This window comes from Corallococcus carmarthensis (genome assembly GCF_003611695.1).
Lineage (GTDB): Bacteria > Myxococcota > Myxococcia > Myxococcales > Myxococcaceae > Corallococcus > Corallococcus carmarthensis.
Map to the genome: position 1 here is coordinate 16,430 of NZ_RAWE01000001.1, position 25,260 is coordinate 41,689.

Here is a 25,260-nt window from a genome sequence, read left to right on the forward strand (position 1 = left end):
GGACGCGCCTAGGAATACATCGCCGCCCTGGTTCCCTCGGCGAGGAAGTAGGCGCTGTTCACGAGCGCCAGATGGCTGAACGCCTGCGGGAAGTTGCCAATCATCCTGCGCTGGCCGGGCAGGTACTCCTCGGCGAGCAGGCCCACGTCGTTGCAGAGCCCCACCAGCTTCTCGAAGAGCTTCCGCGCGTCCTCGGTCCGCCCCAGGAGGTGGTACGTGTTCGCGAGCCAGAAGGAGCACGCGAGGAAGGCGCCCTCCTCACCGGAGAGGCCGTCCACGCTCGCCTCCGTCCGGTAGCGCAGCACCAGCCCTTCCGGCATCAGCTCCTCCTCGATGGCCCGCACCGTCCCGGCGATGCGGGGGTCCTCCGGCGGGAGGAACCCGCTGAGCGGGATGAAGAGCAGGCTCGCGTCCACGCCCTTCGAGCCGTAGTACTGCGTGAACGTCCCCCGCTGGGCGTCGTAGCCCTTGCTGCACACCTCGTCGTGGATGGTCTGCCGCAGCTTCACCCACGGCGCCTTGTCCTCCTTCAGGCCGTACTTGTCGATGGCGCGCACCCAGCAATCGATGACGATCCACGCCGACACCTTGGAGGCGGTGAACGAGTGCGTCGGGCCGCGCATCTCCCAGATGCCGTGGTCCGGCTCGGTCCAGACCTCCGACACGCGGGTCGCGAGGGTCTTGAGCGCCTTCTGTCCGCGATCCGCCAGCTTGCCCGCCAGCTCCGCATGGATGTAGAGGACCGCGGCGAACTCGCCGAGGACATCGAGCTGGAACTGTGAATAGGCCCCGTTGCCGATCCTCACGGGCCGGGCCCCTTCGTAGCCTTTCAGCCAGTCCAGCGTGACCTCGGTGAGGCGGCGCTCGCCCCGGATGCCATACATGATCTGGAGCTGGCCCGGCGCGCCACCAATGGCGTGCTCCAGCCAATTGCCGAACGCTCCCGCTTCGTTCAGCAGGTTGGCGCGCATGAGCGCGTTCAGCGTGAGGACCGAGTCGCGGATCCAGCAGAACCGGTAGTCCCAGTTGCGCTCACCGCCCGGGGTCTCCGGAAGGCCGAACGTGGGCGCGGCGACCAGCGCTCCCGACGGTTGGTAGCTGCACGCCTTGAGGGTGAGCAGGGAGCGGACGACCACGTCATCGTAGTGGGGGGGCAGGTGCAGCTGCGAGGCCCAGTCCTCCCAATACGTCTGCGTCTCACTCAGGGCGGTCTCCGGATCGAGCGCCGCGGGGGCGTCATCGTAGGGCCGGGCCCAGGAGAGCACGAAGGGGATCCGCTGGCCGGCCTTCACCGTGAACTCCGACTCGAAGGGAGGCGGCTCCTTGCCGGTGCCGCCTCGGAAGAACACCGCATCCGGACCGGCGATGGCGGTGGAGGCTCCGTCCCTCCTGCTGATGAGGGGGACGGTGTAGCCGTTGGCGAACCGGGGGCGCATCTCGGAGCGCATCGCCACCGTGCCACGGACGCCCTCCACCCAGCGCACCAGGTGGGGGTTTCCCTTCCGGATGGGCATGAAGTCCACGACGCGCACCGTGCCGTCATCCGTCACGAACTCCGTTTCCAGGATGAGGGTCTTGCCACGGTAGCGGCGCCGCACCTCGCGCACGGGTGCCTTCGGCGCGAGCTTCCACCGGCCGTTGTCGGGCGTGCCCAGCAGGGACGTGAAGCACGCGTCCGAGTCGAAGTCCGGGAGGCAGAGAAAGTCGATGGAGCCGTCCTTGGCCACGAGCGCGGCCGTGTACAGGTCTCCGAGGAGCGCGTGGTCCTCGATGAGCACGCCTGGTTCCGCCCGGGTTTCGCTTCCCCATCCCGTCCTGGGGGCTTCGCTCGTCCGTGCGGTCTCTGTCGAAATCATGGATTGCCTCTTGGCCTGCGGTGGGGGGTCCAGAAAAAGGTAGGTCCCGGCACCCTGGATGCAATCGCGAGGGCTGAGGGACCGCGCCGTGGGCGGGCGTCAGGGGAGCGCAGCGGGCGGGGGCCATCCGGGTCGTGCGCCGGACCTGACAGACTTGCGAAAAGGCCGCCCGTTCGAGGACGGGAACCGCGATGATCCAGGACATGCCGAAGCAGCAGTGGAACGGAGCGGTGTCATGACGGTGGCTGTCCTACGGGCCCAGGCCCCGGAGTTCGACGTGGCGTCCATCCTGGACCGCTTCCCGGACTGCCACCCCGATGCCGTCTGGCTTCAAGGGGAGCAGCGGCTCCAGGGGAGGCATTCGACCTCTGGCTTCAACCTCACCCTGGTGGAGGATGGCGAGGGCACACTGCACGGGCCCGTCGCCGCGGCCCGCAGGCAACTGGAGGTGCTGGCCCCCCTGCTCATGGAGCTGCGGCAGCAGGCCGTCCCCTGTGTCGTGGACTTCGGGCTGTTCGTCGGCACTTCCCGTCACTTCACCAGCTCCATCCACTTCCCACCCGACGACGTCCGGTGGTTCGCGGACCAGGGAATCGCCCTGGCGGTCTCCGCCTACCCGACCGCCGAAGAAGAGTCGGAGGACGGGGCGGGAAGCCTCCAATGAGCGCCAAGACCGCCCCCGGCTGGGACCCGGAAGCCGCGCCGACCTTCTGGATCAACCATGCGTCCCGGTTGTTGATGCGCCACTTCGAGCAGCGGCTGCGTCCGCTGGACTTCGGCATGGCCTGCCTGCCGGTGGTGGTCGCGCTGGAGGAGCATGGGCCGCTGTTGCAGAAGCAGCTCGCGGAGAACGCGCGCGTCGAGCAGCCCACCATGGCCGCGCTCCTGACGCGAATGGAGCGCGACGGGCTCATCGAGCGTGAGCCGCATCCGGACGACAAGCGCGCAAGCCAGATTTCCCTCTCCGCGAAGGGCCGGGAGCGCCTGCCCCAGGCGAAGGAACAGCTCACGGAGGTCGCGGAGCAGGCGACCGCTGGCTTCAGCGAGCGCGAGCGCGCCACGTTCATGGCGCTCTTGCGCCGCGTGGTGGCCAACCTCGAACCTGCGTCCGGGGACTGAGCAATCATTTCCTTGGAGCACAAGGGCGGCTGGCATCGCCAGTTGAGAACCTCTCAGGCCGGGTGGATTCAGGAAGGCAGTCTGGAATTGAGCCGGTAGGGTGCGCCCCCCTCCGGAGGATTCCCTTCCGGCATGGCTCATGGTGAGGCCTCTTGAACCGTCTTCCCTTCCTGATGCGCGCGCTGCGCACCGGTGCGCTCTGTCTCGTGGGCGCCAGCTCGCTGCTGACCGCCTGTGATTCCAAGGATGATCCACCTCCCACGCCAACCCCGGTGGACACCTCACCGCGCACGCTGACGCTGCTCCAGACCAGCGACCTGCACACCAACATCTTCGCGTGGGACTACTTCACCGGGAAGGCGGACGCGAAGCGCGGCCTCGCCAAGGTGGCCACGCTCGTCAAGCAGGAGCGTGCGAAGAACCCGGACTGCACGCTGCTCGTGGACACCGGTGACACCATCCAGGGCTCGCCGCTCGGCACCTATGCCGCCCTGGTGGAGAACGCGCCCCAGCACCCCATGGCCACCGCCATGAACGAGCTGGGCTATGCCGCCATGGCCCTGGGCAACCACGAGTTCAACTACGGCCAGCAGGTCCTCAACAAGTTCAAGAACGAGGTGAACTTCCCCCTCCTGGGCGCCAACGTGCGCAAGACCGAGGACGGCTCCGAGGCCTTCACCCCGTATGTGCTGACCACGGTGTGCGGCGTGAAGGTCGGCATCCTCGGCCTGGTGACGCCGGGCGTGGCGACGTGGGAACGCAAGGACAACATCACCGGGCTGCGCTTCGATGATCCGCTGGAGACCGCGAAGCTCTACGTGCCGAAGATGAAGCAGGCCGGCGCGGACGTGGTGGTGGTGGCCATCCACAGCGGCCCGGACAAGCAGCCGGTGGGCAGCGCGACCAGCCCCGAGTCGTGGCTCGCGGACTACGCGGATGCCACGAAGTGGACCGACCGGGGCAACCTCCCCGGTGAGAACGAGGCGGTGCAGATCGCCCAGCAGGTGGCGGACGTGGACGTGCTCCTCACCGGCCATACCCACCAGCCCATCCCGAAGATGCTGCTGAAGAACCAGGACGGCCGCGAGGTCCTCCTCACGCAGCCCAACCGCTGGGGCAGCCACCTGGCCGACGTGCAGCTCAACGTCACCTGGAACGGCGAGCGCTGGGGCGTGGACGCGCACGACTCACAGCTCCACGCGGTGGACGACAAGGTGGCGGAGGACGCCACCGTCGCGCAGCTCACGAAGCGCTACCACGACGCCACGGTGGCCTACGTGAACCAGAAGATCGGCAGCACCACCGCGGCCTTCACGGGCGGCTTCGCCGGACGCTACGTGGACAGCGCCCTGTCGGACCTGCTCAACATCGTGCAGGAAGAGGCCGCGGAAGAGGCCGGCTTCCCCGTGGACCTGTCCGCGACCGCCCTGTTCTCCAATGACGTCGCGCTGCCGGCGGGGGACGTCACCCTGCGCGACGCCTACAGCGTCTACATCTACGACAACACGCTGTACGTGATGGAGATCAACGGCTCCATCCTCCGGCGCGCGCTGGAGCTGAACACGAAGTACTTCAAGCAGCTGGACGCGGCCCACCTGCCCGCGAAGCCCGAGGACGCGAAGGCCACCACGCCCGTCGTCGCGGACTACAACTGGGACCTCTACTCGCGCATCGACTACGGCTACGACCTCACGAAGCCCGAGGGCTCCCGGCTCACGCACCTGCGCTTCCAGGGCCTGGACGTCCGGGACGACCAGGTCTTCCGCATCGCGGTCAACAACTACCGCGGCGGTGGCGGCGGTGGGTACAGCATGTTCAAGGAGGGCCGCCTGCTGTGGTCCTCTGCGGACGGGGTGCGTGACTACGTCGCGCGCTACATGCAGGAGCACCAGAACCTGTCTCCGGACGCGGTGAACACCTGCAACTTCACGCTCGCGCCGGACCTCTACACGCCGTACTTCCAGGCCTCGCTCGGCCCCGCGAAGTGCGCGCCCGTGAAGTGACGTAGCCACCCGGGGACGCCCGGTGGACAGCCCTCCTCCCCGGAGGGCACGTCCCACCGGGCCTCCCGCGTTCCTACCTTCCCGGCCGATGGCCGACCCACGCGCGGAAGAGACGTTCCAGAAGAGCATCCACACGGTGACGCCGAACGGCGCCCCTCCCCGGACGGAGATGGACAGCCTCGGCTCCCGGCGGATTCCCGCGGACGCCTACTGGGGCATCAACGTCAGCCGCGCGCTCGACAACTTCGCCATCAGCGGGCGCCCCATCTCCGTGTATCCCGACCTGCTCTACGGCTACGCCTGCGTGAAGCAGGCCGCCGCGCGTGCGAACGCGGAGCTGGGAGTCCTCGACAGGACGCGGGCCGAGCTCATCGACCATGCCTGCGAGGACATCAAGGCCGGCAGGCTGCACGACCAGTTCATCGTGGACGTCATGCAGGGCGGCGCTGGCACCTCCACGAACATGAACTTCAACGAGGTCCTCGCCAACCGGGGCCTGGAGCTGGCGGGCCATCCCAAGGGCCACTACGAGCACCTGGATCCGAATGACCACGTGAACCGGAGCCAGAGCACGAACGACACCTACCCGACGGCGCTCAAGGTCGGGTTGATGCTGTCCATCGAGCGGCTGCTCGAGGAGCTCCAGCGCCTGGAGCGCGCGTTCCGCGACAAGGGTCAGGCGTTCGCGGGCATCGTGAAGATTGGACGGACGCAGTTGCAGGACGCCGTGCCGATGACGCTCCAACAGGAGTTCGAAGGCTTCGCCGTCACGCTGGCGGAGGAACACGCGAGCCTGAAGGACGTCAGCCGCCGCCTGGGGGAAATCAACCTGGGGGCGACGGCGATTGGCACCGGCATCGCGGCGGACCCACGCTTCGCGGAGGCCGCCCGCAGGCACCTGGCGGACATCACCGGGCGCCCCATCGTCACCGCGCCCGACCTGATTGAAGCGACCACCGACGTGGGCGTCTTCATGGAGGTGTCCGGCACCCTCAAGCGCACCGCGATGAAGCTGTCGAAGATCTGCAACGACCTGCGGCTGCTCGGCTCCGGCCCCCAGGCGGGCTTCAACGAGCTCAACCTCCCGCCCCGGCAGGCGGGCTCCAGCATCATGCCGGGCAAGGTGAACCCGGTCATTCCGGAGGTCGTGAACGAGGTGGCCTTCGTGGTCGCCGGAGGCGACGTGACGCTGACCATGGCCGCCGAAGCGGGGCAGCTCCAGCTCAACGCCTTCGGGCCGGTGATGGCCCACGTGCTGTTCGAAAACCTCAAGTATATGACCGCCGCCATGGCGACGCTGCGCGTGAACTGCGTGAGGGGCATCACCGCCAACGAGCAGCGGCTCGCGCGCCAGGTGGATTCCTTCGTGGGCGTCATCACCGCCCTCATGCCGCACATCGGCTATGCCCCGGCGACGCGGCTGGCGAGGGAGGCCCTGGCCACGAACGCCAGCATCGCGGACCTGGTGGTGGCCGCCGGGCTGCTGACGCGCGAGCAGCTGTCCGAGCTGCTCACTCCGGAGCGGCTGACCCGTGGCCAGGCAATGACGGCCCAGGACGAAGACGAAGAGGGCCCGCGGTAGGCGGCCTGTCCGCCTTCAGCGTGAGTCCGCATGGTCCCCCGCCGCCTGCGCAGGTTCCTCCGTGAGCCCTACTGGCTGCTCCTGGGCGGCCTGATTGTCGTGGGCGGGGCGCTGGGAATCGCGCTCGCCCGCGTCCAGACGGACGCCGCGCCGGCCCTGTTCGGGCATGCCTGGCCAGGCGACATCGACTACGCCCGCGGCGCACTGGGGGCGCTGCTCGGGCTGCAGATCACCGTGCTCACCATCGTCCTGTCGCTGAACGCGCCGGTCATCCAGTCCGCGGCGAACCAGTACTCGCCGCGGCTGGTCCCCATCTACCTGAAGAACGCGCCGCTGCGCCGCGCCATCCCCTTCTTCGTCCTCTCCACCAGCTACATCCTCGCGGCCGTCCGGGAGCTGGGCCTCATCGAGGACGCGGGAGTGCGGCCCCGGCCGGTCCTCTCGGGGGCCATCGTCCTGGTGCTGGTGGCGCTCCTGCTGCTCATCGTCTTCCTGGCCCGCACGTTCCGCTTCCTCCGGGTGGAGCGCGTCCTCGGGCTGGTCCAGCATTTGATCGTGTCGGCCACGGAGCGCCGCATCCAGGCCCGCCTGAAGCGGCTGACGCTCGACCCGTCGGCGCCCCTGCGGCTGCCGGCGGACGCCACCTCGATCCTGGCCGCCTCGTCGGGCTATCTCGCGGAGGTCGACCTCCAGGACCTCACGCGGCGCGCCCGCGGCTGGGGTGTGCGCGCCCGCGTCTGCATCACCGTGGGCGAGTACATCGACCAGGAGGAGGTCATCGGCTGGGTGGTGGCGGACAAGGGAGGCCCCGTGGACGCCCACGTGCTCCGCGACCTCGCTGACACGCTGGTCATCACCTCCGCGCGCGAGCCGGACTGCGACCCGTCCCTCGGGCTCCGCATCCTCGTCGACGTCGCGAACCGGGCCCTGTCCTCGTCGTCGAACGACTCGTACACGGCGCGGCAGGCGCTCCAGCAGATCCGCTCGGTGATGCGCCGGCTGGCGGCCCTGCCCCAGGGGGACTGGAACGTCGTCGACCCCGACGGCAGGGCTCGCGTCTCCGTCGTGGCCCTGCGGCTGCGCGACTACCTCTTCCTCGCCGTGGATGGCCCCCTCCATTACGCGGGGGGCGATCCCGAGGTGTTGGAGGAGGTGCTCCAGATTGCCCTCACCGTGGGCCTGGCCGCGCGCGACGCGCAGGACCGCGCCGCGGCGCACGCCCTCTTCGCCCGCGTGCTCGCGGACGTCCAGGGCTCCCCGGAAAAGGAGCGCTTCCACCGCCTGCTCACCCAGGCGGAGCGCGTGCGGGCCACCTTCCAGGGTGAGCGCCGCACGAGCGTCGAGCGGGGGCGGGCGGATTGGCTGCCGGACTGAAGGGACCGCCTCAGTGGCGGCTTGCGCGGGTGGGTGCGAAGCCCATGAGGAAGTCGATGAGCAGGCGGGTGCCGTAGCCCGTGGCCCCCTTGCTGCGCCACGCGTTGTCGCGCTCGGCCCGTGCCGTCCCCGCCATGTCGATGTGCGCCCAGGGCAGCCCGTCCACGAACTCCTCCAGGAAGAGGGCCGCGGTGATGGCCCCGGCGTTGTCGCCGCCGACGTTCTTCATGTCCGCCACCTCCGACTCCAGCTCCTGACGGAGGCGCCGGTCCAGCGGGAGCTGCCACACGGTGTCACCGGTCCGCTCCCCCGAGCCCTTCACCTGCTCGACGAGCGCCTGGTCGTTGCCGATGACCCCCGCGCTCAGCACCCCGAGCGCGCGCTGGCACGCGCCGGTGAGCGTGGCGATGTCCACGATGGCGTCCGGCCGGGGCGTCTGCTCGGTGGCCAGGACGAGCCCGTCCGACATCACCAGGCGGCCCTCGGCGTCGGTGTTGATGACCTCCACGGTCTTCCCGCCGCGGACCGTCAGCACGTCCCCGAGCTTCATGGCGGTGCCCGACGGCATGTTGTCGGTGCACATCAGGTACGCCGTCACCTGCGTCTTGCAGCCCAGGGACTTCAGCGCCGTCATCGCCGCGAGGATGGCCCCCGCGCCGCCCATGTCGCCCTTCATGGTGGCGTGGACCAGGTCGTTCGGCTTCAGGCCCAGCCCGCCCGAGTCGAACATGATGCCCTTGCCCACCAGTGAGACGCGGCCCACGGGCTGGCCCTTGGGGGTGTACGTCAGCTTGATCATCCGCGGCGGCTCCGCGCTGCCCGCGTTGACGCCCAGCAGGCCTCCGCAGCCGAGTCTGGCCAGGGCCTCTCCGTCGAAGACCTCGACCTCCAGGCCGCACTGTTTGGCCAGGGACTCGGCCACCTCCGCCATGCGGGCGGCGGTGAGCAGCGTGGCGGGGGCGTTGGAGAGGTCGCGCGCGAACGCCGTGGCGCGGGCGTGGATGCCCCCGCGCGCCATCCCCAGTTCAACCTCCGCGGTGTTCCCCGAGCCCGCGACGAGCGTCAGGGTTTCGAGCGGCGGCTCCTGCTCCGACTTCCGCTTGTAGGGCCTGTAGCGGTAGCGCGCGAGCAGGACGCCTTCGGTCAGGGCCTGCGCGGCGACGTCCGCCGGGACGGTTCCGGTGTCCGGCAGCTTGAGCGCGAGGTGCGTCTGCTTGCCGGAGGCCCGCGCGAACGCGGCGGCGGCATCCCGGAGCTTGCCTGCGTCCAGCTGCGCACGTGCCCCCACGCCGACGACGACGAAGGGAGGGCCGTCCGTGCGGGGAATCACCAGCGTCTGACCGGCCTTGCCCTCGAAGCCCGCCGCCTTCAGGAACGCGCGGTCGAAGTGGGGGTCCTTCACCCCTTCGTCGGCTCCGACGAACGCGCCGATGCAGCCGGCGTCGGTGGGGAGGGATGACGACACGGCGAGCTTCGTCGCCTCCGGGGGTTCGATGGAAGGAGCGGGGTGGAACTCGGCCTGAGCGCGCGAATGAAACGAGGTCAACATGGAAGCCTCCTGATGGAGGAACTGGGCATGGAATCGGGAGGGTGCAACATCCACCAGGTCACTCGCCCCTGCCTCCGGGAGCGGTTTTCCGGCGGATGGAAGGTGTGGATGTTCCGCGACGCAATCCTCATGAGGGGGGAAGCCCATGCGCACACTGCCGTCGAAGCGGATGTCATTGCTCACCGAGCGCGAAGCCCAGCTCGTCCTGTCCAGCGCCCCACGCAACCTGGCCGAACTCACGCCACGGGAACTGCGTGGGCGCATCCTGCGAACGCGCCGCCTGATGGAGAAGTACCAGGACGCGGCGCAGCGGCAACGCAGGGAGGCGCTGCGCAAGACGGTGCCCTCCCGCTCCCGCCGCGCGGAAGGAAACATCAACACCGTCCAGAAGGCCGAGTACTTCGCGCTCACCCTGGAGCGCTTCGAGAAGCGGCTCGCCCTGCTGGAGCGCAAGGCGCAGGTCCGGGCCCGCGCCGCGAGCAGTCCCGCGCCCCGCAGGGCGAAGCGAGTGGCGGCGGGAGGACGCAAGCCCGCACGGCGCACGCGCGCCGCGGGGCGCACCGCGAAGGCCGCCGTCTCCCGTAAGCGGACCTCCCGCCAGAAGCGCGGAGGGGCCCTGAAGCAGGAGCGCTTTGCTTCCCTCAAGCGTCAGGCCCAGGCCTCTGGCAGGGGCCGCCGGACCCAGGCGAGGCGCGACTCGCGGCGCTGAGTGTGAAGGCCCTGGTGGCGGTGGAACGCCTCCTTCACGGCGAGGCGTTCCATCCCCCCGGGCCTACCCGAGCCCCCATGGCAATCCAAGCACCTGCCAGGCCACCAGCAGGGCAATCCACACGGCGAAGACCACGATGACGTACGGCAGCATCAAGGCCACGACCGTCCCTACGCCCGCGTCCTTCTGGTACTTCTGGGCGAAGGTGACAATCAGGGCGAAGTAGGCGTTGAGCGGTGAGATGGCATTGAACGGGCCGTCGCCCACGCGGTAGGCGGCGAGCACCGCCGCCGGGTCCACGTTCAACCGCATCAGCAGCGGCACGAACACGGGCGCGAAGATGGCCCACTTCGGGATGGCGCCCGTCATGATCAGGTCGAGGACGGCGACGACCAGCACGAACCCGACGAGCAGCGGAAGCGCGCCCAGGCCCGCGTGCTCCAGGGCATCGCCCACCTTCACGGCCGCGAGCGTCGCCATGTTCGTATAGGTGAACAGGGCGATGAACTGGCTGATGATGAAGAGCAGGAAGATGAGGCTGCCCAGCCCGGCGACCGCCTTCTCCATGGCCTTGATGACGTCCACGCTGTTCTTGAGCGTCTTGGCGCCGATGCCGTAGGCCGCCCCCGTCACCAGGAACAGGATGGTGATGGCGACGATGAGGCCGTTCATGAACGGCGAGTCTCCGACGAGCGCGCCCGTCTCCGGGTTCCGCAGTGGAGCGCCCGGGGGCAGGGCCAGCAGCCCGAAGAACACCAGGACGCCGATGAGCCCCCAGAACGCGAACTTCAGCCCCCGCGACTCCTCCGGGGACAGCTTCGCGCCCGTCGTGGCCGGCTTCTCTCCCGTGTAGGGACCCAACCGGGGCTCAATCAGCTTGTCGCTGATGAGCGACACGACGATGGTCAGCATCACCACGGAGGCGGCGGAGAACCAGAAGTTCGCCGTCAGGTCGATGGAGCGGTCCGGCGCCATGATGTGGATGGCGTCGTTGGTGATCTCCGTCAGGATGCCGTCCAGGGGTTTGATCAGGATGTTGACGGTGAAGACCGCGGCGACACCCGCGAAGGACGCTGCCAGCCCGGCGAGGGGATGCCTGCCCACGGTCAGGTAGGCCGCCGCCGCCAGGGGAATCAGCACCAGGTAGCCGGCGTCCGCGGCGATGCTGGACAGGATGCCCACGAACACCAGGATGTACGTGAGGGCCCGGGCCGGCGCGACCGCCACCAGCTTGCGGATCAACGCGCCCACCAGGCCCGCCGCGTCCGCGACGCCGACGCCCAGCATGGCGACGATGATGACGCCCACCGCGTTGAAGTCCATGAAGTGCTGGACGACGCCCGCGAACATGAAGCGCAGCCCCTCGCCCGTCAGCAGGCTTTTCGCGGCGGTGGTTGTCTGCTCCACCTGGTGCGTGTCCGGGTTGATGGTCTCGTAGGTGACGCTGGCTCCCAGCTTGTAGAAGATGTGGGAGAGCACCATCACGATGGCAATCAGCGCGACGAAGATGATCGCGGGGTGGGGGACCTTGTTGCCCACCCGCTCGATGGTGTCGAGCACCCGCTCCATGCCCTTCTTCTTCGGCGGCGTGCGCTGTTTCTTCTTCGTTTCACCTGGAACGTCGATGTCGTCGAAATGAGCCGCTTTGGCCATGGGAGTGCTGCTCCTTTCCAATCCCTCAGAGCTCCAGCTCGGCCCCCAGTGAGAGCGAGGTGTCCGTCCGGACTTTTCCCGCCGCGGGGGCGCTGTCGTGTTGCAGTTCGAAGAACGTGGTGAGCGCGAAGCGTTCCGTCATGTCCACGGACAGCTTCGTGGTGGAGTCCAGGAGCACGCGCGTGTCGCCGAAGACGTCCGGAAGCAGCACGGCGTCCTCGCGCAGGTGCACCCGCTCGTTGATGTCGTAGCGGAACGCCATGCCCACCGCGGGCGACCACAGGGTCACGTCCGGCAGGTTCTCGCGCGTGGGGGTGTACTGGAACCGGCGATCCCGGGCGACGCTCCCACCCAGATAGAAGCGCAGGAGGAGCTCGTTCGACTCCTTCTCCCGCTCCAGGACCGTGAGGCCGATGCCCAGCTCCGCCTCGGTGCGCAGCTCGATGCTCGCGGGGTGGTCGGTCTCCGCGCCCAGGAAGGTGTAGGCGCTGAGCAGGCGCGTGAAGCGGTAGTCACCGCGTGCCCATCCGCCCAGGTTCTTGGCCGTGACCTCCCGCTCCCCCTCGTCCTCGGCGGCCGCGTTGCCGTAGGCGCCATCCGCCTCCAGGGTGAGCGCCCACACCGGGGAGTCGTACTCCGCCAGGGCATCGCCCGTGAGGGTGAGGGCGCGGCTGTTGCCGGTGAAGAAGGAGGCCCCGAGCCCGAATGAGCCCGTCCAGGGCCCTTCGTCCTCGTCGTCGTCCTCGTCCTCGTCCTTGTCCTCGACAGAAGCCGAAGAGCGGGCATCCGCCGCGTCGTCAGGTGGCGTGGGCGTCTGGGCCAGGGCGGCGAAGAGGAAGAAGAGTGGACTCATACGTGCCTTGGGGAAGGAGGGACCTGCCCGGACAGGCGTGGAGCACGCGGCGGTGCTCCCAGCCTGGCGGCCTCGGTGGTTCTCGGAGGCCTCCTCGGGTTCCACGCAAGCTTCGACACGCACTGCGCGTCCTGCAATCGCATGGCGGGATGCCAGGGGTTGGAACCCTCGTCCCGTTGCTTGTCAGAACGTGATGATGGCTTTGTTTCCAGGCGCCCCGGTCAGGGGTGCACGGCGTCCTGGATGAACCGGCTCAGCGACTCCGCCATCTTCTGATGCGTGGCGGCGGACGGATGCCAGTCCTCGCCAACGCCGTCAGCGAAGGGGTTCTGCATGGCCATGACGTGGCGGTAGACGCGGGTGTCACCCTGGCGCTGGCGCTCCGCCACCAGCGAGGTGATCCAGTCGCCGACGTGCGCGGACTTCACCACGCCCTGCTGTTCCATCCGCTTGTAGCCATCCGTCATGCTGCCCAGCGTGCAGATGATGTGCGCGCGGGGATGCAGCGTGCGGAGCCGTTCGAGGAAGGTCCGGTAGGCAGACGTGAAGGCCGCTTCGTCCGGAAGGAACGCGGGCGTTCCCCCGCCCGCGAACGTGTCATTGGTGCCGGCGTTGAGGACAATCACATCCGGCGAGTCGTGGGAGGAATCCCAGGCGGCGGGATGGTCCGGGACGGCGCGCTCGTAGATGGCGGGAATCAGCCCGGACGTGGACAGGTCCAGGTTGCGGTAGACGCCATGGCCCGAATAGCAGACGAACGTGGCCTCCGCGCCCAGCTGCCGGGCCGTGAGCCAGCCATAGCTCCGTCTGGGATTCTGGTGCTTCGACGTGAAGGTGGGCGCGCTCCAGGACGCGGACGTGGGGATGAGGGAGACGTCGGTGCCGTAGCCGCAGGTGATGGAGTCCCCCACGAACTCCATCCGGAGTCCGGTGTGCTGCCGAGGCGGTTCCTGAAGCTCGCCGTGCACCTCGAGCGCGAGGAGCGTGCTGGCCCCCACCAGGGATTCCGTGCGCTTGGTGATCTCCACCGTGTGCAGTCCCTGGGGCAGGTCGCTGGCGAGCAGGTACGTGGCCTGTCCCGGATGCACGGCGAGCAGCTTGGGAGGTGCTCCGTCCACGATGACGTCGAAGTGGTTGGTCCCCACGTCGCCGCCCAGGCCCGCGTCGTCGAGCCGCATCCGCACGGCGTCCCCTTTGAAGCGCGCGCGAACCGTCACGCCCGGGTGGGAGAAGACGACTCCGGCGCTGGAGCGGTACGTCCGGCCCACGTACCGCACCCGCGCGTCCGTGGCTGGAATGCTCACCCAGGTCATGGCAGGGCTCTCCGGTGTGGGGGAGGGGGCCCTGCACGCGGCCAGTGACAGCCCAATGCCAAGGCAGACGCCCCGGAAGCGCCGTACGAATGCGGTGATGGGCGAGCGGTCGGGCACGGGCTCCCAGCGTACACACAAGGAGGTGCCAGGACTGATCGACATCAAGGCTGTCGCCTCCAGCTCCCTCCGTGCCCTGGCCTTCCGCCAGGACGGCTCGGTCTGGGCGTGGAGGGACAACCCGGCGCAACAGCCTGGCGACAGCCCTGTCGGACGCAATGCACCGGCGCAGGTGCCGGGGGGCCAATGGCGGCGGCCAGCTCGGCAATGGCGAGGCGGCGAACAGCCCCCGCCCCATCCCGGTGACACTGCCGCAGGGGAGGGAAGGAACAGGGGGCTTGCGCTGACTGGATGACCAGATTATAAATTGGGTCAATGAGTCAGGACCCTCGGACAGCCATCCTCACCGCCGCCGGCGAAGTCTTCGCCCGCTTTGGCTTCAAGAAGGCCTCGGTGGAGGACATCGCCCGGCGCGCGGGTGTGGGCAAGGGCAGCATCTACCTGCACTTCGAGAGCAAGGAGGCGCTGTTCGAGGCCTGCGTCCAGATGGCGCACGCGGGGAGCCTCTCCGAGCTCAAGGCGAGGGTCCGTCGCGCCTCGACGTCCGAGGGCCAGGTTCGCGCCTATATCCAGTGCAAGCTGGAGCAGCAGAGCCGGAAGCCGCTGGGAGAACGCATCGAGTTGAGCACGCTCCTCGAGCTGGGCGTCCAGGCGGCCCAGTTCATCCCCCGGATGGTCGAGGATGACGTGGCGGTCCTGGCGCACATCCTCGAAGAGGGCGTGGCGCAGGGAACGTTCTCCGTGCCCGAGCCCCAGCACGTGGCCCGGGGCCTCGTGACGCTGATCATGCAGCTCGCCGTCAAGTTGATGCCGGAGGAGCAGGAGCCCGCGCTGAAGCAGTCGGTGGACAGCTTCTTCGAGGTCTTCATCCGCGGCCTCCTGGCCCCGCCGAGACCTTCCAGCTGACACGCCCTTTCAAGCCCCGCTCCGCGCCCGGGCGCGGTGGGGCTTTTTTACGTCCGGGACTGACCAGAAAACCAATCCAGTCACTCAGTGCCGGAATCCCCAGCGCCCCCGGCCCACAGCACGAGGAACGAAGCGATGAAGACATTCGTGAAGGCAGCAGCGGTCGCGGTGGCTTTGGTGGCGGCGGGGTGTGGTGGCGGCAACAAGCCCGTCGTTCCCCAGGCCTCCGCCGCGCAGGTCGTGCAGAAGCCGGTGGGCGTGCGGGCCGTGACACCTGCCACGCAGCTGGAGTCGAGCGTGCTGCGGGCCACCGGCAGCGTGCGCTCCAAGCAGGCGGCGACGCTGAGCGCGCAGGCGTCCGGCACGCTCACGCGCGTCAGCGTGGACGCGGGCGACACGGTGAAGCGCGGCCAGGTGCTGGCGCAGCTGGACACGTCCAACGCGCGCATCGCCGTCAACCAGGCGCGCGCCTCCAAGGCGGCGGCGGACGCGGCGCTGGATGGCGCGACGTCGGAGTTGGAGCGGACCCGCGTGCTGGCGCAGTCCGGCAGCCTTCCGCGCGCGTCGCTGGACAAGGCGGAGGTGGGCTTCCGTCAGGCGCAGGCGCAGGCGCAGCAGGCCGCCGCGGCCCTGGACAGCGCGCAGGAGTCCGTGCGCGACGCCACGCTCACGGCCCCCTTCGATGGGGTCATCACCAGCCGCGGCCGCAACGAAGGCGACTACGTGTCGCCGGGCACGGCCATCTTCGGGCTGGTCAACACGCAGTCACTGGAGGTGCGCGCCCCGGTGCCCGAGTCGCTCGTGGACCGCGTGTCGGTGGGCGCCGTCGTGAAGGGCACGCTCAATCCCTCTGGCGCGCCGTTCGAGGCGCGGGTGAAGAGCCTGGGCGCCACCATCGACGAGCAGACGCGCACCGTGGAGGTGCTCGCGGAGGTGCTGCCGGCGAAGGACAGTGGGGCGCGGCTGCGCGCGGGCGCCCTGGTGGAGCTGGACTTCTCCAGCGTGGCGGCCAGCGGCGGCGCGCCGGAGCAGGCGGGCCTCTTCCTTCCCACGCAGGCCGTCAATGCCCGGGGCCAGCAGGGCTTCGTCTGGGTGGTGCAGGACGGCAAGGCGCAGCGCCGCGACGTCAAGGTGGAGCGCGTGCTGCCCGGCTTCGTGCGCGTGGTGCACGGGCTGGGCCCCGCGGAGCGCGTCGTGGCGGACGCCAGCCTGCCGCTCCAGGACGGCACCGCGCTCCAGGTCGTCCAGTAGCCCGGCGCCTCTTTCCTCCCATCCCTTTCCCGCAGTACGCCAGCCATGCTCCAGACCTTCATCAAACACTCTGTCTTCACCGTCATGCTGATGGCGGCGGTCGTCGTCTTCGGCCTGTATGCCTATCCACGCATCGGCGTGGACCAGTACCCCAACGTCGACATCCCGTACGTCACCGTCACCACGCTGCTGCCGGGCGCGGACCCGGAGTCCATCGAGAAGAACGTCACCGACCCGCTGGAGGAGGCGCTCAACACGGTCAACGGCGTGGATGAGCTCAACTCCATCAACCTGGAGAACGTGAGCCAGGTGACCATCGCCTTCAAGCTGGGCACCGACGTGAACATCGCGGCCCAGGACGTGCGTGACCGCGTGCAGGCCACGCTGCGCTCGCTGCCGGACGACATCGAGACGCCCGTCGTGGAGAAGTTCGACATCGGCGCGGCGCCCATCCTCACGCTGTCCCTCACCGGGTCCCTGCCCGTGGACGAGCTGACGCGCGTGGCGGAGGACGTGGTGAAGCCCGCGCTGCAAAGCCAGCCGGGCGTGGGCAGCATTGGCGTGGTGGGTGGCCGCGAGCGGGAGGTCCAGATCGTGGTGGATCCGCAGCGGCTGCGCGGCTACGGGCTGGCCATTGGCGACGTGAGCCAGGCCCTCCAGTCGCAGAGCGTGGACCTGCCCGGCGGGCGCACCACGCAGGGCGGCCGTGAGCGCATCGTGCGCCTGACGGCGGAGGCGCGCAGCGTGGGAGAGATTGGCGACATCATCGTCGCCAGCCCCAACGGCACCCCGGTGCGCGTGCGGGACGTGGCGGCGGTGGTGGACGGCGCGCAGGAGGCGCGCGGCCTGGCTCGCTCCGACACGGGCGCCGCCATCGCGCTCGTCGTGCGCAAGCAGTCCGGCGCCAACACGGTGCAGGTGGCCGAGGCCGTCAAGGACTCCCTCGCGGAGCTCAACGCCGACCTGCCCGAGGGCGTGACGGTCAGCACCATCAGCGACAACTCCACGAACATCCGCGCGTCCATCCACGCGGTGCAGGAGGACATGCTGCTGGGCGGCGTGCTGTCCGTCCTCATCGTGCTCGTGTTCCTGCGCAACCTGCGCTCGACGCTCGTCTCCGCCATCGCGCTGCCGGTGAGCGTCATCGGCACCTTCGCGGTGATGGCGCTGCTGGGCTTCACCTTCAACATCATCACCATGCTGGCGCTGACGCTCTCCATCGGCCTGCTCATCGACGACGCCATCGTGGTCATCGAGAACATCGTCCGCCACCTGGAGGAGGGGAAGACGCCCATGCAGGCGGCGCTGGAGGGCACGAAGCAGATTGTGGTCGCGGTGCTCGCGGTGACGCTCGCCATCGTGGCCGTGTTCGTCCCCGTGGCCTTCATGGAGGGGATGATTGGCCAGTTCTTCTTCCAGTTCGGCGTCACCGTGGCCGTGGCGGTGCTCATCTCCTACGCGGTGTCCATGACGCTGACGCCCATGCTCTCCAGCCGCCTGCTCAAGGGGCACGGACATGGCGCGCCCACCAACCGCGTGAGCGCCGCCATCGAGAGCGCGCTCGTGTGGGTGGAGAACGGGTACCGCCGCATCCTGGGCGCCGTGCTCAACCGGCGGGGCCTGGCGGTGGCCGCGGCCGTGGGCGTGCTGGTGTTGACGCTGGGGATGGCCCGCTTCCTCAAGTTCACGTTCATCCCGCCCGCGGACAACGGCGCGGTGCGCGTGACGCTGGAGCTGCCCGTGGGCTCCACCCTGGAGGACACCGAGCGTGAGCTGGCCGTCGTGGCCCGGCAGGCGCGTACCCTGGAGGGCGTGAAGGAGACGTTCAGCACCGCGGGCGGCGGCACGCTGGAGGAGGTGCACAAGGGCGAGGTGCTGGTGAACCTGATTCCGCGCAAGGAGCGCTCCTTCGACCAGGAGACCTTCAAGGTCCAGCTGCGCGCCGCGCTGGCGCAGCGGCCCGGCGTGCTGCTCACCGTGCAGGACGCCGCGGGCATTGGCGGTGGGCGCAACCAGCAGGTCCAGTACGTGCTGCGTGGCACGGACTGGTCCCAGGTCGTCGCCGGCAGTGAGAAGCTGCTCACCGCGATGAAGTCCAACCCGGGCTTCACCGACGTGGACACCACGTTCCGCAGCGGCAAGCCGCAGTACGACGTGCGCATCGACCGCGAGCGCGCCGCGAAGCTGGGCGTGCCGGCCGCGCAGGTGGGCCTCTCGCTGCGCGCCTACCTGGGCCGCGACCAGTTCATGACCTACCGCGAGGGCGGCGAGACGTACGACGTGAAGCTGCGCCTGCCGGACGCGACGCTCGCCTCCGAGGAGGCGCTGGGGCAGCTCACCGTGCGCGGCACCAACGGGCAGCTGGTGGAGCTGCGCAACGTGGCGAACATCACCCCGTCGGAAGGCCCGGTGCAGATCGACCGGCAGAACCAGAAGCGGCAGATCACGCTGCTCGCCAACCTGGCCCCCGGCTACACGCTGGGCGAGGGCATGGCGTACCTCACGGCGCAGGCTCGGCAGGACCTGCCCAAGGGCGTCGTGGGCGGCTTCGCTGGCAACGCGAAGGAGCTGGGCAAGACGACCGCGGCCTTCGCCACCGCGCTGGGGCTGGGCATCCTGCTGCTGTACATGATCCTGGCGGCGCAGTTCGGCAGCTACATCCACCCGTTCACCATCATGCTGTCGCTGCCCTTCGCGCTCATCGGTGCCATCGGTGCGCTGCTGCTGTCGGGCAATGCGCTGTCCATCTTCGCCCTCATCGGCGTCATCATGCTGATGGGCCTGGTGGTGAAGAACGGCATCCTGCTCGTGGACTTCACCCAGCAGCTGCGCGAGGCGGGCCGGAGCGCGCGCGACGCGCTGTTGCAGGCCGCCCCGATGCGCCTGCGCCCCATCCTCATGACGACCATCGCAATGGTGGCCGGCATGGTGCCGGTGGCGCTCGCCCGGGGGGATGGCGCGGAGATGCGCGTACCCATGGCGCTGGTCATCATCGGCGGCCTCATCAGCTCCACGGTGCTGACGCTGGTGGTGGTGCCCGTCGTCTACTCGCTGCTGGACGGGCTCTCCGCGCGCTTCACGCGCCGCGAGGCTGACGCTCCCGCCCCGGTGGCCGCCCAGCTCGCGGAAGAGGGCGCGCACTGACCGCGCGTCCCCAGTCCCTTTCTTCCCAACCCCTACAGCTCGACCTCCATCATGTTCATTCGTGCTCTTGTCTCCAGCGTTCTGCTGACGCAGGCCCCCGGTGTGTCCGACAGGCCGGTCCTGACCCCCAGCCCCGAAGTGAAGGTGGCTCCGGTGGGTGCCTTCCCGCTGCTCACCCTCGAGGAGGCCATCGCCCTCGCGGAGAAGCAGAACCCCAGCCTGGACGCCGCCCGCGCCCGGCTCCAGCAGTCCCAGGAGCTGGGCAACAAGGCCTGGGCGGGCTACCTGCCCAGCATCACCGCGAGCGGTTCGTATACGCGCTACCCCAGGGACGTGACGTTCGCGCTCCCCGGGGCGCCGGACCCCATCACGCTGCAGAAGCAGGATCAGCTCTCCGGCCAGCTCTCCGCGCGGCAGGCATTGATCGTCCCCACGCTGTGGCCCGCCATCCAGAACGCCTACCTGGGGGAGAAGGCGGCGGCGCTGACGGCGGAGAACTCGCGCCAGGAGATCCTCTTCGCGGTGGCCCGGGCCTACCTCGGCGCCGCGAGCCTGCGGGAGTCCCTGGCGGTGCAGGAGCAACTGCTCGACGTGCGCCGTGGCTTCGAGCGCGACGCCGAGGCGCGCTTCGAGGCGGGTGACGCGGAGCGGCTGGCCGTCCTGCGCGCGACGTTGGATCGCAAGCAAGCGGAGCAGGAGGTGGTGCGCAGCCGCAATGCCTACGCCACCGCGAGGAGCGCCCTGGCCGCGCTGCTCGCGCGGCCGGTGGACTTCGACGTGGCGCCGCCCCAGGGTGAAGCGGTCGCCGTTCCCGCTGAAGCGGGTGACGCGGAGGGCGCTGAGAAGACCGCGCTCGACCGGCGTCCGGACGCGGCGGCGGCGCGCATCAACGTGGATGTCGCGCGCGGCGGACGCAAGCAGCGCCTCTTCGAGTACCTGCCCAACCTGTACGCCAACGGCAACTACTCGGCGGCGAACACCGCCGGGCTCACCGGCCAGAGCACCACCTGGACCGCGGGGCTGTCCCTGTCGTGGACGTTGTTCGACGGCGGGCTGCGCGAAGCCAACCTGCGCGAGTCCTTCGGGAGGATCGCCGAGGCGAACGCCAACCTGCGCGGCCTGGAGGAGCAGATCCGCGACGAGGTGCGCAAGGCGCGCAGCGAGCTGGAGAGCGCGGAGGTCAACCTCAGCACGGCCGAGGAGCGGGTGAAGCTGGCGTGGGAGAGCGCGCGGCTGGCGAAGCAGAACTTCGACGCCGGGGCCACGACGTACCTCCAGGTGACGGACGTCAACGCGACGCTCGCGAGCGCCCAGCTGTCGGCCGTGGCCGAGTCGCTCAACGTGCGGCTGTCCCGCCTGACGCTGATGCGGGCCATGGGCCTCTTCGACCCCACGGGTCATTCCCTGGTGTCCCGCTAGCCATGCCCGGCACCTCCCTTCTGGGCACGCTGTCGGGCCGTGCCTGTCTGCTCGCCGCGCTGCACGTCGTGGGGCTTCCAGGCCTGGCCCTGGCCCAGGCGTCACCGTTGGAGTTGAAGGCCGAAGCCGCCCCGCCGGAACCCGCGGTGCTGACGGGGCGCATCGAGCGCATCGAGATCCAGGGCAACACCCGCACGAAGGAGTCCGTCATCGTCCGGGCGCTGCGCATGGCCCCGGGCGACGCGCTCACCGCCGGGGACGTCGGTGAGCTGAAGCGGAGGCTGATGAACCTCAAGCTCTTCACGAGCGTGGACGTGACGACGCGCGCGGACGGCCCGGGCATCGCGCTCCAGGTCCAGGTGGAGGAGCGCTGGACGCTGTTGCCCATTCCCGTCTTCTCCTCCAGCGACGGGCAATGGCAGGCAGGCGTCTTCGCCGTGGAGAGCAACCTGCTGGGACTCAACAAGACGCTGGTGTTCGGCGGACTGGGCGGCAACCGCGGCGGCACGCTGTTCACGATGTACCGGGACCCGGGCATCGCGGGCAGCCGCTGGACGGGGCTCGTCACGCTCCAGGTCTCCAAGACGGACCGCGAGCGGCGCGTCGAGGACGTCGTCCTGGAGGCGTACACCGACCGCCGCTTCGACATCGCGGGCACGCTCGGCTACCAGCTGACGCCGGAGCTGAACGTCGGCGGGGGGCTGTTCTCGCTCACCAACAAGCCGCTGGCCTCGGCGGTGGGGGGCTCCGTACCCGAGCGCGGGTCGGTGCATGGCGTCACCCTCATGGCGGAGTACCTGGGCCAGGACTTCCACTTCTATTTCAACGAGGGGCTGGTGGCCCGGGCCAGCTACCGCGAGGGCGTGAGGGCCCTGGGGTCGTCCCGGGACCTGCAACAGCTCTCCCTCTCCGCTAGCTACACGCTGCCCGTCCTGGGCACCCACGCGCTGACGCTGACCGCGATGCATTCACGCAGCCTGGGCAATCCCTTCCTGGACGCGCAGCTGCTGGGCGGCGTCACGGGGAGCCGGGGCTTCACCTCCGGGACCCTCTGGGCGGAGACGGCGAGCACCGCGACGCTGGAGTATCAGGTGCCGCTCTGGAGCCCCCGCCTGGCGACGTTCACCGCGCATGTCTTCGTGGATGTCGGCCGGGTGAAGTGGAGGGACTCGCTGACCCGGTATGCCGCCCCGGGCGTGGGGTTCCGCGTCTACATCCGCGACGTGGCCATTCCCGCCGTCGGCGTGGAGGTGGTGCGCGATCCGGAGTCGGGAGACTTCCTGCCCGTCGCCACGGTGGGGTTCGGTTTCTAGATGACGGTCCTGTCCATCCTTCCAAGGCAGCGCGCCGCCGTCCTCGAGGCCGCGCGCGAAATCTTCGCGAGGCGGGGCTTCACGGAAGCCTCCCTGGGGGACATCGCCACCCGCGCCGGCCTGGCCCCGGTCCGGATGCCCCTCCACTTCAAGAACAAGAAGGCGCTCTTCGACGCGGTGGTGGATGAAGTCCTCGCCGAGGCGCTCGCGGGGCTCGAAGCCGCCGTGGGCGCGGCGTGGACCCCCGCGGAGAAGATGCAGACCTTCATCGAAGCGCGTCAGGGGCTGGCGGAGCGGATGGTCCGCCAGCTGCGCATCACGCCCCGGGCGCTACGCGACATCCTCCCGCTCGTCGAACCGCGCCTCGCCGCCCCCAGGGCTCGCGAGGTCGTGCTGCTGGCGGCCATCTTCGAGGAGGGGAGGGCGCAGGGCACCTTCGACGTCCGAGACACCCGCGCCGCGGCGCGCGCGTTGGCCATGGGGCTTCAGCACGTGGAGTGCGCGCTGCTGCGCTTTGGCCTGCCCCCCGGTGCGCTCAGCCGCCCATGAGCGCAGGGGCACGCCGCCGGGACACGCCCAACGCCACCACCGCGAGGACGACGAGCCCCACCCAGGCATGCCGGGACGCCGCCTCCACCCAGGTATCCAGGGGCGTGCTCACGCCCAGGGCCCGTTCGACCACCCAGCCACACGCGGCGGCGCCACCCACCGCCGCGCCGCCAATGCGCAGCGCGGTGAAGCCCTTCCCCCGGCTCCACAGCAGGAGCCAGGGCAGCACGAGCAGCACCACCGCGGCCTGCATCACTTCGATGCCCAGGTTGAAGCCCAGGATGCTCATCGCCAGCGCGCCGGAGTCGAACCCCATGCCCGCGAGCACCGTGGCGAACGCGAGCCCGTGGACGAGCCCGAACATGGCCGCGACGACGGGCTCCCTGCCCGGGAAGAGCGGACGCACCGCGTGCACCGCGGACACGAGGATGCTCACCGCGATGAGCACCTCCACGGGCTGGCTCGGCAGGCGGAGCATGCCCACGGCCGCCGCCGCCAGCGTGAGCGAGTGGCCCACGGTGAAGGCCGTCACCACATGGAGGACGCGCTTGAGGCTTGGGCCCAGACGGTCCGGCTCGCGCCAGCGGCCTTTGCGCGCGAGCAGCGGCGCGGGCAACAGCAGCACGAGCAGGAAGAGCAGGTGGTCCGTCCCTTCCGCGATGTGGTGCACGCCCAGGCGGAAGACGGCCTGGAAGCCCGTCCACCACGAGCCGTGCGTCCGGTCGATGCGGAGCGACGGCGTCTGGGCACTCACCGCGCCCACCATCTCCTGGCCCTCGCCGAAGAGGCCGGTGTGGAAGTCGCGCCGCACCGACACCAGCGCGCGGTGGTTCATCACCTCATGGATGATCAACGTGTCGTTGAGCGTGAAGACGCGCGCGGAGGCGCCCGGCGGTGCCCGCAGCGTGATGTGCGCCACCAGGCAGTCCCCGTCCTCCACGCGCTGCACGCCCACGTTGCCCACCTCGACGTCGAAGGGCCGGCCATCGGGCGCCGTCGCGCCGAAGTGCTCCCGGAGGTAGGCCGGGAGCTCCGCGGAGCGCTCGCGGACGACGTCCGCCGGCGCCGCGCTGAACGACTTCGTCAGCGCGAGCGAGAGCTGATCCAGGGGCAGCTGGACCTCCGCCTGGATCGCGCGCTCACCGACGTCGAGCAGCACGGCCGTGTTCTTCACGAGGTGCGCGTGCGCGGACACCCCCACCAGGAGCACGGCGAGGCCCAACGCCCAGGTCCGATGCTTCGTCATGCGCCTGGCGGAAGGGGCGGTCATTGGGTCAGCTGGTTCCCGTAGTCCGTCTGCTTGTCACGGTAGATGGTGTGGTAGTGCGTGTTGTCCCTCAGGACGACGCCCTGCTGGCACGCGACCTCGAGCCAGACGCGGGGCCCGTCGATGCGCATGTACGTGCCGTTGAGGTCCACGTCGACGCCCGCGGACTTGGTGCCGGCCCAGGCCACGTAGGTATGGGCGTAGGCATCCGCGGAGGTGTACGCCGCGACGAGCGGATCCGCGATGGCGGGCGCGAAGTCCGCCACCCACTGCTTGATGGCCGCCGTCACCAGCGCCTGCTGGCTTTCGGTGAGCGTGGAGACGAGCACGCCCTGCTGCGTGGGGAAGACGACGTTGGAATAGCTGCCGGTGCCGAACTCCACGGGCCCGAGCACGACGTCCGAGTAGGTCCCCGTGATGTAGGCGGCGTCGAGCTGCGCGGGCGTCAGGGCGTCGTACATGGCCACCATCGCGTCGCCGTCGTCCACGAGCGGCGCGTAGGTGCCGCCGCCATCCAGGGTGAAGGGCGCCTTGGGCTCCGCGCCCAGGTGGTTGGGCGTGGGGTAGCCCGTGCCGCCCAGGTACGTCACGTTGAAGGCCATGTGGTGGCCGCCAATCTGGAGCATCCAGTTGCCCGTCGTGGACGGCGTCCCGATGAACGCGATGACGTAGTTGTCCGACGAGTAGTCGAGCACGAGGCCACCCATGCCGCCGTCGCCGCCGGGAGGGCCGCCCATGCCGCCGTCGCCGCCGGGAGGGCCACCCGTGCCGCCATCGCCGCCCGGGCCACCGCCGGTGCTGCCGCCCTGCTGGTCGAGGTAGTCATCCGCCGCGAAGACGCCGGTCATGTCGGCGTAGCCCTCGGCGGTGAGCACGAGCGAGGCGAGGTTCAGCGCGGCGGTCTTGCTCTCGGCGCTCAGCGTGCCCCACTTCAGGCCGTTGCGCGTGACGCCTGGCAGGTTGCTCCAGTACGTCTTCTCCACCTGGGCCGTCCAGGCGTAGAGGACGGCCGCTCGCTGGGCTTCCGTCAGCGTGGCGAGGAACGCATTGGACGCGCAGACCACCTGCTCGATGTGCGTCGCGGCGGTGGCGCAGTTCGCGGGGGTGGTGCCTCCATCCTCCGTACCCGCGTCCGCCTGCGTTCCGGCATCGGCCCCGGTCCCCGCGTCGGGCGAGGCTCCCGGGTCCGGATCGTCACCGCAGGCACCCAGTGCCAGCATCGAACAACTCACTCCAAGACACAGCCAGCTGACGGCAGGTCGCCGCATTCGCCACCCCTGGGG

The 25,260-nt window shown here is 69.7% G+C and carries 19 protein-coding genes; 12 read left to right on the top strand and 7 right to left on the bottom strand.

All coding sequences use genetic code 11. The annotated features are described in order from the left end of the window. Window positions 1–8: 8 nt before the first annotated feature. Complete coding sequence (locus D7X32_RS00065; RefSeq protein ID WP_244238768.1) at window positions 9–1,778, bottom strand: glycoside hydrolase family 15 protein; 1,770 nt, start codon at window positions 1,776–1,778, stop codon at window positions 9–11. Window positions 1,779–2,091: 313 nt separating this feature from the next. Here D7X32_RS00065 and D7X32_RS00070 point away from each other — a divergent pair, with 313 nt between their 5' ends. The 5 genes from D7X32_RS00070 (at window position 2,092) to D7X32_RS00090 (ending at window position 7,934) form a co-directional block, all read left to right on the top strand. Beyond that, window positions 2,092–2,520 (top strand): hypothetical protein, encoded by a 429-nt coding sequence (locus D7X32_RS00070; RefSeq protein ID WP_120600429.1) that lies wholly within the window; start codon window positions 2,092–2,094, stop codon window positions 2,518–2,520. Further along, window positions 2,517–2,975 (top strand): MarR family winged helix-turn-helix transcriptional regulator, encoded by a 459-nt coding sequence (locus D7X32_RS00075; protein ID WP_120600430.1) that lies wholly within the window; start codon window positions 2,517–2,519, stop codon window positions 2,973–2,975. Before D7X32_RS00070 ends, D7X32_RS00075 begins: the two co-directional genes overlap by 4 nt. Before the next feature lie 173 nt (window positions 2,976–3,148). Beyond that, window positions 3,149–4,978 carry a bifunctional metallophosphatase/5'-nucleotidase gene (locus D7X32_RS00080; RefSeq protein WP_120600431.1) on the top strand — a complete coding sequence of 610 codons (1,830 nt, stop codon included), beginning with the start codon at window positions 3,149–3,151 and terminating at the stop codon, window positions 4,976–4,978. Between the two features lie 88 nt (window positions 4,979–5,066). After that, window positions 5,067–6,560 carry an aspartate ammonia-lyase gene (locus D7X32_RS00085; RefSeq protein WP_208752261.1) on the top strand — a complete coding sequence of 498 codons (1,494 nt, stop codon included), beginning with the start codon at window positions 5,067–5,069 and terminating at the stop codon, window positions 6,558–6,560. A gap of 30 nt (window positions 6,561–6,590) precedes the next feature. Further along, a complete protein-coding gene (locus D7X32_RS00090) occupies window positions 6,591–7,934 on the top strand; it encodes a DUF2254 family protein (protein WP_120600432.1) in 1,344 nt (447 codons plus the stop codon). A gap of 10 nt (window positions 7,935–7,944) precedes the next feature. On the opposite strand, the gene D7X32_RS00095 is transcribed toward D7X32_RS00090, so the two are convergent. Then, window positions 7,945–9,483: a leucyl aminopeptidase gene (locus D7X32_RS00095; protein ID WP_120600433.1), complete on the bottom strand. Its 1,539-nt coding sequence runs from the start codon at window positions 9,481–9,483 to the stop codon at window positions 7,945–7,947. Between the two features lie 145 nt (window positions 9,484–9,628). Here D7X32_RS00095 and D7X32_RS00100 point away from each other — a divergent pair, with 145 nt between their 5' ends. Next, on the top strand, window positions 9,629–10,192 hold the full coding sequence (locus D7X32_RS00100) for a hypothetical protein (protein WP_120600434.1): 564 nt from the start codon (window positions 9,629–9,631) through the stop codon (window positions 10,190–10,192). Window positions 10,193–10,255: 63 nt separating this feature from the next. Here D7X32_RS00100 and D7X32_RS00105 read toward each other — a convergent pair whose 3' ends face one another. The 3 genes from D7X32_RS00105 to D7X32_RS00115 form a co-directional block, all read right to left on the bottom strand. Next, complete coding sequence (locus D7X32_RS00105; protein ID WP_120600435.1) at window positions 10,256–11,845, bottom strand: AbgT family transporter; 1,590 nt, start codon at window positions 11,843–11,845, stop codon at window positions 10,256–10,258. A 25-nt stretch (window positions 11,846–11,870) separates the two neighbouring features. Continuing rightward, window positions 11,871–12,698, bottom strand: a complete 828-nt coding sequence (locus D7X32_RS00110) for a DUF481 domain-containing protein (RefSeq protein WP_120600436.1) — start codon at window positions 12,696–12,698, stop codon at window positions 11,871–11,873. A 221-nt stretch (window positions 12,699–12,919) separates the two neighbouring features. Further along, a complete protein-coding gene (locus D7X32_RS00115) occupies window positions 12,920–14,011 on the bottom strand; it encodes an SGNH/GDSL hydrolase family protein (protein WP_244238770.1) in 1,092 nt (363 codons plus the stop codon). 432 nt (window positions 14,012–14,443) lie between these two features. On the opposite strand from D7X32_RS00115, the gene D7X32_RS00120 reads away from it, so the two are divergent. The 6 genes from D7X32_RS00120 to D7X32_RS00145 all read left to right on the top strand — a co-directional run bounded on the left by D7X32_RS00120 (window position 14,444) and on the right by D7X32_RS00145 (window position 22,710). Continuing rightward, window positions 14,444–15,034 carry a TetR/AcrR family transcriptional regulator gene (locus tag D7X32_RS00120; RefSeq protein WP_120600438.1) on the top strand — a complete coding sequence of 197 codons (591 nt, stop codon included), beginning with the start codon at window positions 14,444–14,446 and terminating at the stop codon, window positions 15,032–15,034. A gap of 135 nt (window positions 15,035–15,169) precedes the next feature. Beyond that, complete coding sequence (locus tag D7X32_RS00125) at window positions 15,170–16,285, top strand: efflux RND transporter periplasmic adaptor subunit (RefSeq protein WP_120600439.1); 1,116 nt, start codon at window positions 15,170–15,172, stop codon at window positions 16,283–16,285. Between the two features lie 45 nt (window positions 16,286–16,330). Further along, window positions 16,331–19,429: an efflux RND transporter permease subunit gene (locus D7X32_RS00130; RefSeq protein ID WP_120600440.1), complete on the top strand. Its 3,099-nt coding sequence runs from the start codon at window positions 16,331–16,333 to the stop codon at window positions 19,427–19,429. Between the two features lie 51 nt (window positions 19,430–19,480). Further along, the gene (locus tag D7X32_RS00135; RefSeq protein ID WP_120600441.1) at window positions 19,481–20,848 is read left to right on the top strand and encodes a TolC family protein; all 1,368 of its coding nucleotides are present in this window, start codon (window positions 19,481–19,483) and stop codon (window positions 20,846–20,848) included. 2 nt (window positions 20,849–20,850) lie between these two features. Continuing rightward, window positions 20,851–22,161 (top strand): POTRA domain-containing protein, encoded by a 1,311-nt coding sequence (locus tag D7X32_RS00140; protein ID WP_120600442.1) that lies wholly within the window; start codon window positions 20,851–20,853, stop codon window positions 22,159–22,161. After that, complete coding sequence (locus D7X32_RS00145) at window positions 22,162–22,710, top strand: TetR family transcriptional regulator (RefSeq protein WP_120600443.1); 549 nt, start codon at window positions 22,162–22,164, stop codon at window positions 22,708–22,710. It abuts the gene before it with no gap. Here D7X32_RS00145 and D7X32_RS00150 read toward each other — a convergent pair. Both D7X32_RS00150 and D7X32_RS00155 read right to left on the bottom strand, forming a co-directional pair. Further along, the gene (locus D7X32_RS00150) at window positions 22,697–23,956 is read right to left on the bottom strand and encodes a HupE/UreJ family protein (protein WP_120600444.1); all 1,260 of its coding nucleotides are present in this window, start codon (window positions 23,954–23,956) and stop codon (window positions 22,697–22,699) included. The genes D7X32_RS00145 and D7X32_RS00150 overlap by 14 nt on opposite strands. 20 nt (window positions 23,957–23,976) lie before the next feature. Next, a complete protein-coding gene (locus D7X32_RS00155; protein ID WP_158625544.1) occupies window positions 23,977–25,197 on the bottom strand; it encodes a DUF3500 domain-containing protein in 1,221 nt (406 codons plus the stop codon). Window positions 25,198–25,260: the final 63 nt, after the last annotated feature.